General features: G+C 60.5%; 7 protein-coding genes and 1 pseudogene. 4 read left to right on the top strand and 4 right to left on the bottom strand.

Going from position 1 to position 11581, the window contains the following annotated elements:
* Positions 1-423 precede the first annotated feature (423 nt).
* A complete protein-coding gene (locus AC0NID_RS23860; RefSeq protein WP_473453107.1) occupies positions 424-1029 on the top strand; it encodes a hypothetical protein in 606 nt (201 codons plus the stop codon).
* Positions 1030-1146: 117 nt separating this feature from the next.
* A complete protein-coding gene (locus AC0NID_RS23855) occupies positions 1147-2157 on the top strand; it encodes a class I SAM-dependent methyltransferase (RefSeq protein WP_473453108.1) in 1011 nt (336 codons plus the stop codon).
* Between the two features lie 8 nt (positions 2158-2165).
* Here AC0NID_RS23855 and AC0NID_RS23850 read toward each other — a convergent pair whose 3' ends face one another.
* Positions 2166-2573: a hypothetical protein gene (locus AC0NID_RS23850; RefSeq protein ID WP_473453109.1), complete on the bottom strand. Its 408-nt coding sequence runs from the start codon at positions 2571-2573 to the stop codon at positions 2166-2168.
* Here AC0NID_RS23850 and AC0NID_RS23845 point away from each other — a divergent pair.
* Positions 2547-3200: a hypothetical protein gene (locus tag AC0NID_RS23845; protein ID WP_473453110.1), complete on the top strand. Its 654-nt coding sequence runs from the start codon at positions 2547-2549 to the stop codon at positions 3198-3200. The two genes, AC0NID_RS23850 and AC0NID_RS23845, sit on opposite strands and share 27 nt — an antisense overlap.
* Before the next feature lie 464 nt (positions 3201-3664).
* A complete protein-coding gene (locus AC0NID_RS23840) occupies positions 3665-5863 on the top strand; it encodes an esterase-like activity of phytase family protein (RefSeq protein ID WP_473453111.1) in 2199 nt (732 codons plus the stop codon).
* Positions 5864-5939: 76 nt separating this feature from the next.
* On the opposite strand, the pseudogene AC0NID_RS23835 reads toward AC0NID_RS23840, so the two are convergent.
* The 3 genes and pseudogenes from AC0NID_RS23835 to AC0NID_RS23825 all read right to left on the bottom strand — a co-directional run bounded on the left by AC0NID_RS23835 (position 5940) and on the right by AC0NID_RS23825 (position 11574).
* A pseudogene (locus AC0NID_RS23835) lies at positions 5940-6133 on the bottom strand (type II toxin-antitoxin system HicB family antitoxin).
* Positions 6134-6839: 706 nt separating this feature from the next.
* Entirely contained in the window at positions 6840-10616 is a 3777-nt protein-coding gene (locus AC0NID_RS23830) for a vitamin B12-dependent ribonucleotide reductase (RefSeq protein ID WP_473453112.1), read from the bottom strand.
* A 646-nt stretch (positions 10617-11262) separates the two neighbouring features.
* Positions 11263-11574, bottom strand: coding sequence for a PilZ domain-containing protein (locus tag AC0NID_RS23825; protein WP_473453113.1), 312 nt, complete (start codon positions 11572-11574; stop codon positions 11263-11265).
* Between the last annotated feature and the right edge of the window lie 7 nt (positions 11575-11581).

Below are 11581 nucleotides of genomic sequence, written 5' to 3'. Positions count from 1 at the left end.
CGGACAAAGGTCTGATGGGCTGGGGGTGCTCACAGCATGTTGTAAGACTCCGAAGGCACGATGATTTCAGCAATCGTCAACACCTACAACTGGCCGGAGGCGCTGAGACTGAGCCTCCTGTCTCTGGCCAGCCGGACCGGGCCACGCCGTTGGGCAACAAAAAACCACCAAGGCGGGTTGTAAGAATATTACTGCTTTGCCGGTGGTGGCAATCATCTCATCGTTGATGCCATGCGCCTGGCCTGAAATGGGTCATGGCTTTCTTGCAACCTGAAAGCGAGTAATCGTCGGTGATGCATTGCAGGCTTCTCCGCCCTCGGCTTCACCGATGAGCAGATCTACAACTTTTTGTTGCTGCCGCTGCGCTTTAATCTGTTGACAATCTGTTGACACGTCGCCAACGTTCTTAAAAACCGGCTCGTGATGAGAAGACACATCATCATTTCTGGCACCGGGCGTGCCGGCACGACGTTTCTGGTCGAACTCCTGAGCGAGCTCGGCATCGAGACCGGGCGCGATCGCCTCGGGGACGTCTACTCGACACGCGCCGGGCTGGAATATGATATCGCTAAAGACGACGCGCCTTATGTAGTCAAAGACCCTCATCTGTCCCTGACGTTGGGCGGCATCCTCGCGCAGGGCAAGCTGGCTATTGATCATGCCATTGTCCCGGTTCGCGACTTGAAATTGGCCGCAAGAAGTCGGGTCGAGGCAGATGCGTCAGTCAAAGTCCCATGGTTCAAACGCTTGCGCCGCCGCTTGAAGAAGAAGGCATCCGTGCCCGGTGGCCTCTGGGGAGTGCGGTTCCCGTCTCAGCAAGAAAATGCTTTGAGAGAGGCGTTGAGCATGCTCATTGTCACGCTGGCAGAGTACGACATACCGCATACGCTCATTTATTTCCCTCGAATGGTCGAGGACGAAGAGTATCTGTTCTCAAAGCTACGGGTTCCGTTCCCTACAATCGACCGATCGGCGTTCGGAACCGCTTTCAAGCGCGTGGCAGATATCAAAAAGGTAACAGTTCGCTAGAGCCGATGATGCAAGCGGGCTTCGATGCGGCGATTGCTTGATTTTGGCAGGCGGATGCGATCAAACGGCGAAAATCGCGTTCATCGAGCGCGGATCGGCACGATTCGGGGGATCGACATGAGGACGATTGAGCGCCCAAAATGCGTGGTGTGTGGTTCGGCGGGCGCGGTGCGATACCGCGGCCTGGTCGACCGTCTGTTCTCGTCGCCCGGAGAATGGTCGATTTCCCAATGTTCCAACGATGTCTGCGGCACCCTTTGGCTCGATCCGGCCCCGCTTCCGGATGACCTCGGGCAAGCCTATCTCGACTATTTCACGCATGAAAGGCACGGCGTGCCTCGCCTGTCCTCGGCGAAACGCACCTATCTTGAGTCGGTGTATGGTCCGAAGGCGCAGCAACGTCCAGGCGATCGGCTGCTCTCGTGGATGTTCGCTTTGCGTTATCGTCGGAAACTCGAAGCCGACGACCAGATTTGTCACATCGACATCGGATCTCCCGGCCTGAAGGTTCTCGATATCGGCTGTGGGGACGGGCGAGCGCTTTGGACGCTGAAGCAACTGGGATGTGACGTGGTCGGCGTCGAGTTCGACGGCGAGGCCGCTGCTACTGCCCGTGAACTCGGGCTGGATGTCAGGCTTGGGTCGGTTCATGAGCAGGGCTTTGCGGCGGCGACCTTTGATGCGGTCATGATGAGCCATGTCATCGAGCATCTGCCTGATCCGAAGGCGACGCTGCAGGAATGCCTGAGAATCCTGAAGCCTGGCGGCCAGCTGCGTATGCTGACCCCGAACGCCGCTGCTTGGGGTCACAGGCATTTCGGTCGCGACTGGATGGCCCTCGACCCGCCGCGCCATCTCAACATCTTCACGCCGTCAAGCATGACCGATCTGCTTAAATCCGCCGATTTCTCGGATCCGGTGGTGGAAACCACGCCGTCCGGCGCCGACCGTATCGCCGTGATGAGCTGGCGAATCCGCAAGACCGGCCGCGGCAGCATGCTCGATCCGTTCGAGTGGCTGGAGAAGCGCTACGGACGCGCCATGCTGCTCGTCGAAAGGCTGGTCAACGCAAGCGGGCGTGCTCGCGGCTCGCAGTTGGTGGTGAAAGCCAGCAAGCCCTTGAGTTGAATGAATCCTTATCGTCGGGATTGCCGCCATTTCCGCATTCGACGCTCCCAGCGTCGCAGGACGGAATTGAGCGAGGCGCGCGGCAGCGGCCGATATGGCATGGAGGCGTTGGCAAGCTGTTTGCCGAGTACGGTCGCGACAGTCGCGTATGATCGCCGCAGGTGAACGGCCTCCACCCTCACGCAGTCGATGTTCCGGGCCGGGTGCGCCGCGACTTCCGCGATCGCCTCGCGCCACGCCTGCGGCGTGTTGGCCACCAATGGCGCCGGCGCGAGATCGCTGTTTCGGTAAGGCCAGGCGGCCGAGTAGACCGCTGGAATGCCGTGGCCGAGGAAATCAACTGCCTTGATGTCGGACTTTGAATCGATAAAGGCCTGATGGCTCTCCGAATGGATCGGCAACGGCGCGACCGCCATCGTTTCGCCGACCGAGGCGAGAAATCTCCGGTAGTCGGCGAATACCAGTCTGGGGATATGCTCGACCTGGCGGAACAAGGACCGGACGTGGTCGGGGAAGCGGCCGATCAGGACCGCCGTCAGGCCAACGTCGTTTGCGGCGGTGGCAATCGCCTCAGCAAGCCCCGGCGCTTCGGTCTCGACCATCGGAAGGTCGCTCGAAACCCAAAGCAGCTTCGTAGCTGGGGCGGCCCATCTGCTGTCGTTCACCGCGATAGGCTCGAGACCGTTTGGAACGACGATGCTGCGATCTCCGAAACCGATACTGGTCGCTTCTTCGAGCTCGGTTGCAAGCTTTTGACTGGGTGTCGACACGGCGTCTGCATGAGCGAGGCACCAGGCGATCCTGCGATTGGTCTCCTGCGTGTCACGGTGCTGGTGAGCCGGCAGCCGGGGGATCAAGTCGTCGATGTCATAAATGAACCGAATGCGGTGGCGCGCGAGAAAATCGAGCTGCGCTTTGCTGATATTCCTCTGCACAATCACTGCATTGAAGTGGTCGAAATCACGCCGCCCAATGGGCGCCAAGTCACGGTCCAGCAAGACATAGTTTGCTATCGCCCCGGTCCTCGTCAGCGCATCGAGTAAAGGCGCGAGACGTATTTGGCAAATCTCCGGTTCGCTGGCGAAAACGGCTACGCTAAGGTTCATCGTCGCTGACCGCGTTGGAGATGGCTCCGGTTATTTCCGGAACTTGGGCAATGGACTACGCTTTTCAGTGGGGTCGTGGCAACAGGACGCCGGCAGCTTATCCCAGGGGCAGAAAACAAGGCTGTGTTTCGACCTGCCTTTTAGCGAGCGCAAATCGGTTGTCCGCCATGGTTTTCTCGCTGAGGGACGAAAGTCGGCTTTCAGGACATGCGATGGACGTTCGTTCCTGTGAGCGGCTGGAAGTCGGATTCAAGAGGTTCGTGCCCGACTTCGCCGATCATGAGCTCTTCATGAGGGACGTGTCGCACCAGGCTGTCGCGGAATTGTCATGGATCCGTCATCGCTTTGAAATGTCGTTCCCCCAAAGCAGGTGGCTTCCATTCGAACAGGAGACGCCACCCGTGCCCCGCCATTCCGCGCTTTTCGTCCTGACGGCAGCGCTTGCTGCCACCGTTTCGCTGCCGGCCCATGCCGACATGATGTTCAACCGGGTCGCGAGCTTCGCGGTCGCCGCAAACCTGCCGGCGGACATCGAGAAGACCACGCCGACGTCGTCCGAGATCATCACGGCCACCGAAGACGGCCTGACGCTGGTCTATTCCGACAGCCCGCTCGGTGCGGTCGGCTTCATCGACCTCGCCGACCCCAAGGCGCCCAAGGCCGGCGGCATCGTCAAGATCGACGGCGAGCCGACCTCGGTCGTGGCCATCGGCGGCAAGGTGCTGGCCGGCGTCAACACGTCGGAGAGCAAAGCCAAGCCTTCGGGTAACCTCACCGTCATCGATCTTGCCTCCAAGGCCATCGAAAGCACCTGCGACCTCGGCGGCCAGCCGGACTCGCTGGCGCTCAGCAGGGACGGCAAGTTCCTGGCCATCGCCATCGAGAACGAGCGCGACGAGGATCTGAACGACGGAGACATTCCGCAGCTGCCGGCGGGCGACCTCAAGATTTTCACGCTTGCCGAAGGCCAGCCTGATTGCGCGACGATGAAGACCGTCAACCTGGCGGGCATTGCCGAAGTCGCGGCGGACGATCCGGAGCCGGAATTCGTCGCCTTCAACGAGGCCGGCGAGATCGCGGTCACGCTGCAGGAGAACAATCACATCGCCATCGTCAATGCCGAAACCGGCGCGATCGTCACGCACTTCTCCGCGGGCTCCGTCACGCTGGACAAGATCGACAACAGGAAGAACGGAGCCTTGTCCTTCGATGGCAAGATGGAGAACGTCGCGCGCGAACCCGACGCCGTGAAATGGCTCGACAATGACCGTCTCGTCGTCGCCAACGAAGGCGACTACAAGGGCGGCTCGCGCGGCTTCACGATCTTCAGCAAGAAGGGCGAGGTCCTCTACGAATCCGGCCCGTCCTTCGAGTACGAGGTCGCCAATGCCGGCCATTATCCCGACGACCGCAACAAGAAGGGCATCGAGCCGGAAGGCCTCGAGACCGGCACGTTCGGCGAAGGCAGACTGATTTTCGTCGCTTCCGAGCGTGGCTCCGTTGTCGGCGTCTACAAGGACACGGGCGCGGAGCCCCAATTTGTCCAGATCCTGCCGTCCGGCATCGGGCCGGAAGGCCTGGTCGCGATCCCGTCGCGCAATCTCCTGGTCACCGCCAACGAGGCCGATCTGGTCGAGGACGGGCTCGCCCGCTCGCATGTCATGATCTACGAACGCTCCAAGAGTGCCGCCACTTACCCGATGATCACGACAAAGCTCACGGCGGACGGCACGCCGCTCGGCTGGGGTGCGCTTTCGGCGCTCGCGGCCGGCGACGCTGCCGGCAAGCTCTTCGCGGCCTCGGACTCGTTCTATGCCAATGCGCCCTCGATCTTCGAGATCGATGCCACGCAGACCCCGGCGCTGATCACCGGCAAGACCATCGTCACGCGTGCCGGCCACCCTGCACAGAAGCTCGACATCGAAGGTCTTGTCGCCGACGGTGAAGGCGGCTTCTGGCTTGCCAATGAAGGCGATCCGGCAAAGCTCGTCCCGCACGCCATCCTGCGCGTCAACGACAAGGGCGAGATCAAGCAGGAAATCGGGTTCCCGATGGAATTGCTCGCCCACCAGACGCGCTTCGGTCTCGAAGGCATCACCGCGATCGGCGAGGGCGACGAGCTGATGCTGGTGATGGCGGTGCAGCGCGAATGGGCCGACGATCCGAAGGGCCAGGTCAAGCTTTTGGCCTACAAGCCGAAGGCCAAGGAATGGTCGGCGGTGCGCTATCCGCTCGAAGCGACCGAGGCTGGCTGGGTGGGGCTATCGGAAATCACCGCGCATGACGGCAAGCTCTACATCCTCGAACGCGACAACCAGATCGGCGACCTGGCAAAGGTGAAGCGCGTCTATTCGGTGACGCTCGACGCCTTCAAACCGGCCAAGCTCGGTGGCGAACTGCCGTTGGTCGAAAAGACGCCGGTGCGCGACATTATCGGCGACCTGAAATCAGCAACCAACGGCTATGCCGTCGACAAGGTCGAAGGTTTCACCATCGACAAGAACGGAGATATCTTCGTCGCCACCGACAATGACGGCGTCGATGATTCTTCCGGCGAAACGCTGTTTCTCCGCCTGGGCAACATCAGCGCCGTGAACTGAGTCTGTCTCCTTCCCCTTTTGAGGGAGGGCAGTTCTTCCCTTCTCCCACAAGAACGGGAGAAGGGAAGGCGTGGCCCTACGCCTCTACATATTCTGCCAGGCTGACCCCTTTGGGCACATCCAGCCGACCAGCACGCAAGCCTTCGATATGAAAGCGTATGGCATCGCGAATTTCGGTTCCACCTCAGGCACCGTAGCACCGGTCGCGATACAGCCGGGTAGGTCCGGCACGTAAGCGGAAAAATTGTTTCCTGCTTTTTCGATCACCACCGCGTAACGCGTATTATCACTCCTTCAAACCAGGTTGCTTGAGGATGCTATTCAGTGTTCCTGGTGCTGCTCACCTTCTCCACAACGAGGGGAAAAGGGGGAGCATTGCCGGGTGATTTTTTAAGGGTTTCCGACTAGCCACTTCTTCAGTAATTAGCCGCGCCCGAATTGATTGCCACCTGTCTGCAATCTCTTGGCACGAAGCTGCCAGCAGCTTTCTGCGTTGGCTGAAGCTATGGGGTGCAGCGAAAATTTCTGCGCAAACACATCAGCGACAAAACACAATTCTGCGCATGCTTCTCCGTCATCTTCGAAACATTCCTCCGCGTACCAGTGGAGAAGTGCCGCATGCAGTGCCGAAGTTTCTGTCGTCAATGGTCGCGTCTTACACAGGTAAGGTCTGCTCAAGCCGAAGCCTAATCCCTTCTTTCCTGTCTGTGGTGCCTTGGCCGCGTTTGTCGGTCGGACGCTAACAGAGACACCGCCGAGAAAGAACTTTGGCTGGCTATCTGAAATGCCGTTTAGTTTCGCAGCAGTAGGTAGCTTGGCCAAGCTCATAATACGGCAAAGTTCAATTGCATGTCATCCTGACCGTGAGTTTCAATGAAATGCATCATTTGCGTACGTACCCTTTTTGTTCCCTTGCTTATCGGCCCGATCTTGCGACCGGGCCGATGGTGTTGCGTTTTAGCGCTGCAGGTTTTCCTCAGCTACACCCGCTCGTAGCACCACACGTATCGCACTTCTCGCACGTCCCGTTCCGCACCATCGTAAAATTGTGGCATTCCGAGCATTCGTTGCCGGTATAGCCCTGCATCAAGGACTGTTGACGCCGGTTGGCGGCAAGCGCCTTCGCTTCGGCGGCTTCCTGCGCGGCGGCGTCGGTGAACAGCGCCGAAGCTCCGGAAGCTTCCTCGGCCTCCTCGTAAACGATGTCCTCGACCAGTTCCCTGGCCCGTTCCTCGTAGTCGCGCTTGTAGGCGATGGCTTCGTCGCTGGCCGGCTTCAGCGCCAGCACGTTGGAGCCGGCGAAGGCGGTCGGCGCGGAGCGCACAGGAGTTCCCGTTGAGCCCGAGCCGCCAAAGCCCTTGGGCTCGGCGCCCATGCCCGACACCAGCTTGACCGGCGAGGCGCCGCGGGTCAGGCCCTTCGAGAACGGCGTCGCCTTGCCTTCGTTGATGCCGCGGCCGAGTGCCGTCTTGTCGAAATCCGACTGGTCGACATGGGCGAGGTCGTGGCGGGCGAGATAGGACACGGCAAGCTCGCGGAACACGTAGTCGAGGATCGACGTGGCGTTCTTGATCGCGTCGTTGCCCTGCACCATGCCGGCCGGCTCGAACTTGGTGAAGGTGAAGGCTTCGACATATTCCTCGAGCGGCACGCCATATTGCAGGCCGAGCGAGATGGCGATGGCGAAGTTGTTCATCATCGCCCGGAAGGCAGCACCCTCCTTGTGCATATCGATGAAGATCTCGCCGAGGCGGCCGTCGTCGAATTCGCCGGTGCGCAGGTAGACCTTGTGGCCGCCGACGACCGCCTTCTGCGTATAGCCCTTGCGGCGGTTCGGCAGTTTCTCGCGGTCGCGATAGAGGCGTTCCACCACGCGCTCGACGATCTTTTCGGTCACCTGCACGGCGCGCTGCGAAGCCGGTGCCGCGATCAACTGCTCGATCGCCTCGTCCTCGTCGTCCTCGACGTCGGCCAGCAGCGAGGCGTTGAGCGGCTGGGAGAGCTTCGAGCCGTCGCGATAGAGCGCGTTGGCCTTCAGCGCCAGCTTCCACGACAGCATGTAGGCGCCCTTGGCGTCTTCCACCGTCGCGTCGTTCGGCATGTTGATGGTCTTGGAAATGGCGCCGGAGATGAAGGGCTGGGCCGCCGCCATCATCTGGATGTGGCTGTTGATCGACAGCGAACGCTTGCCGATCTTGCCGCAGGGGCTGGCGCAGTCGAACACGGGCAGATGCTGGTCTTTCAGAAATGGTGCTCCCTCGAGGGTCATCGCACCGCAGACATGGATGTTGGCGGCCTCGATGTCCTTCTTGGAGAAGCCGAGCGCCGGCAGCATCTCGAACGAGAAATCGTTGAGCTGCTCGTCGGTGAAGCCAAACGTCTCCTTCACCCAGTCCGCACCCAGCGTCCACTGGTTGAAGACGAACTTGATGTCGAAGGCCGACTTCAAGGCAGCGTTGAGCGCGGCGATCTTGTCGTCGGTGAAGCCCTTGGCCTTGAGCGAGCCGGGGTTGACGGCCGGCGCCTGGTTCAGATTGCCGTGGCCAACCGCATAGGCCTCGATCTCGGCGATCTGCGCTTCCGAATAACCGAGCGTGCGCAGCGCTTCCGGGACGGCGCGGTTGATGATCTTGAAATAGCCGCCGCCGGCCAGCTTCTTGAACTTGACCAGCGCGAAGTCGGGCTCGATGCCGGTGGTGTCGCAATCCATGACAAGGCCGATCGTGCCGGTCGGCGCGATCACGGTTGCCTGCGCATTGCGGTAGCCATGCTCCTCGCCGAGCTCGATGGCACGGTCCCAGGCAGCCTTGGCATGGGCGGCAAGCTCCGGCTGCTTCAGGTCGGCGGCGACCAGCGGCACCGGGTTGACCGCGAGCTTCTCGTAGCCGTCCTTGTCGCCATAGGCAGCGCGGCGGTGGTTGCGCATGACACGCAGCATGTTCTGCGCGTTGCGGTCGTAATCGGGGAAGGCACCGAGTTCGGAAGCCATTTCGGCCGAGGTGGCATAGGCGGTGCCGGTCATGATAGCGGTGAGTGCTGCACAGATGGCGCGGCCCTCGTCGGAATCATAAGGAATGCCCGAGGTCATCAGCAGGCCGCCGATATTGGCGTAGCCGAGGCCGAGCGTGCGGTATTCGTAGGAGAGCTTGGCGATCTCCTTCGACGGGAACTGCGCCATCATGACGGAAATTTCCAGCACGATGGTCCACAGCCGGACCGTATGCTCGTAGGCTGATATGTCGATAGTGCCGTCCGCATTGCGGTAGGGCAGAAGGTTGATCGAGGCCAGGTTGCAGGCCGTGTCGTCGAGGAACATGTATTCCGAGCACGGGTTGGACGCCCGGATCGCACCGGCCGAGGCGCAGGTGTGCCAGTCGTTCATCGTCGTGTTGAAATGCAGACCCGGATCGGCCGACGCCCATGCGGCATAGCCGATCTTTTCCCACAGATCCCTGGCCTTCAGCGTCTTCAGCACCTTGCCGTCCTTGCGGGCGGTGAGGTGCCAGTCGGCGTCCTGCTCGACGGCGCGCAGGAAATCGTCCTTCAGCGAGACCGAATTGTTGGAGTTCTGGCCCGAAACGGTGAGATAGGCATCCGAATCCCAGTCGGTGTCGTAGGTCTTGAACGACATCGAGGTGTAGCCCTGCTTGGCGAACTGGATGACGCGGTAGATGTAGTTCTCCGGCACCCCGTCCTTCTTGGCCGCCTTGATCTCGCGCTTCAGCGCGGTGTTGATCGCCGGGTCGAAGCAATCGTCGTCCTGGCCTTCGCAGTTGATACAGGCCTTCATGATCGCTTCGAGGTGCTTCTTCACGATCTTGGAGCCGGTGACCAGCGAGGCGACCTTCTGCTCCTCATTGACCTTCCAGTCGATGAATTCCTCGATATCGGGATGGTCGGCGTCGACGATGACCATCTTTGCGGCGCGGCGCGTCGTGCCGCCCGACTTGATGGCGCCCGCCGCGCGGTCGCCGATCTTGAGGAAGCTCATCAGGCCGGACGAGCGGCCGCCGCCGGACAGTTTTTCGCCTTCGCCGCGCAGGAACGAGAAGTTGGAGCCGGTGCCGGAGCCGTATTTGAACAGGCGCGCTTCACGTACCCACAGGTCCATGATGCCGCCTTCATTGACGAGATCGTCCTGCACGCCCTGGATGAAGCAGGCATGCGGCTGCGGATGCTCGTAGGAAGACTTCGACTTGGTCAGCTTGCCGGTGAACGGGTCGACATAGAAATGGCCCTGGCTCGGACCGTCGATGCCATAGGCCCAGTGCAGGCCGGTGTTGAACCATTGCGGCGAGTTCGGCGCGACGCGCTGGGTGGCCAGCATATAGGCGAGCTCGTCGCGAAAGGCGCGCGCGTCTTCCTCCGACTTGAAGTAGCCACCCTTCCAGCCCCAATAGGTCCAGGTGCCGGCGAGGCGGTCGAAGACCTGGCGGGCGTCGATCTCGGAGCCGTAGCGCTCGGCTTCCGGCAGTTTTGCCAGTTCCGCCTCGTCGGCAACGGAACGCCACAGGAAGGAGGGGACGTCATTCTCCTCGACCTTCTTCAGCCGTGCCGGCACGCCGGCCTTGCGGAAATACTTCTGCGCCAGGATGTCGGCGGCAACCTGGCTGAACTGCGCCGGCACATCGATATTGTCCAGACGGAACACCACCGAGCCGTCCGGATTCTTGATCTCGGAAAGCGCCTTGCGGAATTCGATCTCCGCATAAGCTGATTGTCCTTGCTTGGTGAAGCGACGCTCGATGCGCATTGGCCCTCTTCCTTCGTGTCTATATATAGCGCTTTTCCCGGGGGATTTCTGCCCCCAATGCGAAACGCGCATGTCCGCCGTCTGCCGGCGTTCGAAAACGACCGGCTCCCTTTTCACAGCCTCCGCCCGCCTTGCTGGTCGAACTCCTTGCGGAGTAACTGTCCAACGCGCCGACGAACCCTGCGGGTCCCTCAAAAAACTGAAACTTGTTGCGACTCCCTCAATCGAGGGAACTTCACATTATCTAGCGTCGAACCTACCTGCAAACACTAAATATAGTGTTAACAGACAATTTATTCCAGTCCGACATTTTTCCCTTTCGCCCCCAAAGACCCCATAATCCCAACGCTCCCGCCGGCCTCGTAACCAGGCGGAAATGCGGGCAAAACGCACATAATCCGGGAAAAAGACCGGGCTCAGAACTTTCCGGTCGCGCTCTCAACAGGAGCGCACGGCCTATAAAAGGCGACTCGTTTTGCGCCGTCAAGGATTCGTTTGCGTAGCTTTTGTGACCCCCAACATCTTGTGTGTCACACATGTGGATAACGGGGAAAGAAAGTGGCTCGGGAGGATTTTGATTTTGCCTCGCAATGGGCTGTAGGGGCGGGCGGCGGATCACACGTCCAAAAGCCGCGTCTTGTGCCGCTCAGCCGTAATGCAGCTTCGGCTTCGACTCGGTGCCGGTGAATCGAACTCCGATCCGGTCATTGCGGCGCCAGCGGACTTCGGATCGATAGGCAATCCCGTCGGCTGCGACGTAGAGCAGGAAGCGATCCGGGACACGCGCGTCGGGCGCAACCTTCAGTTCAGCGCCGCTCTCATGCTGATTGCGCAGCATGCAGCTGATCTCGGAATTCTTAATCCCGGTGATGATCGCTCCGCCCTTGAGCACGCGCTGGCGGTGCTGGCGCCGATGTTCGCCGGAATCCTCATCCTGTGGATTTGTTTTTTCTGCCATCGATGAA

This window comes from Mesorhizobium sp. WSM4821, from assembly GCF_055901555.1.
The sequence above is the reverse complement of the archived record's forward strand: the minus strand, read 5'-3'. Positions and strand labels throughout refer to the sequence as shown.

Excerpts from the sequence above, each read along its gene's own strand:
- AC0NID_RS23860 (WP_473453107.1), top strand. The coding sequence starts at position 424 with ATGAGAAGACACATCATCATTTCTGGCACCGGGCGTGCCGGCACGACG.
- AC0NID_RS23855 (WP_473453108.1), top strand. The coding sequence starts at position 1,147 with ATGAGGACGATTGAGCGCCCAAAATGCGTGGTGTGTGGTTCGGCGGGC.
- AC0NID_RS23845 (WP_473453110.1), top strand. The coding sequence starts at position 2,547 with ATGGATCGGCAACGGCGCGACCGCCATCGTTTCGCCGACCGAGGCGAG.
- AC0NID_RS23850 (WP_473453109.1), bottom strand. The coding sequence starts at position 2,573 with ATGGCGGTCGCGCCGTTGCCGATCCATTCGGAGAGCCATCAGGCCTTT.
- AC0NID_RS23830 (WP_473453112.1), bottom strand. The coding sequence starts at position 10,616 with ATGCGCATCGAGCGTCGCTTCACCAAGCAAGGACAATCAGCTTATGCG.
- AC0NID_RS23825 (WP_473453113.1), bottom strand. The coding sequence starts at position 11,574 with ATGGCAGAAAAAACAAATCCACAGGATGAGGATTCCGGCGAACATCGG.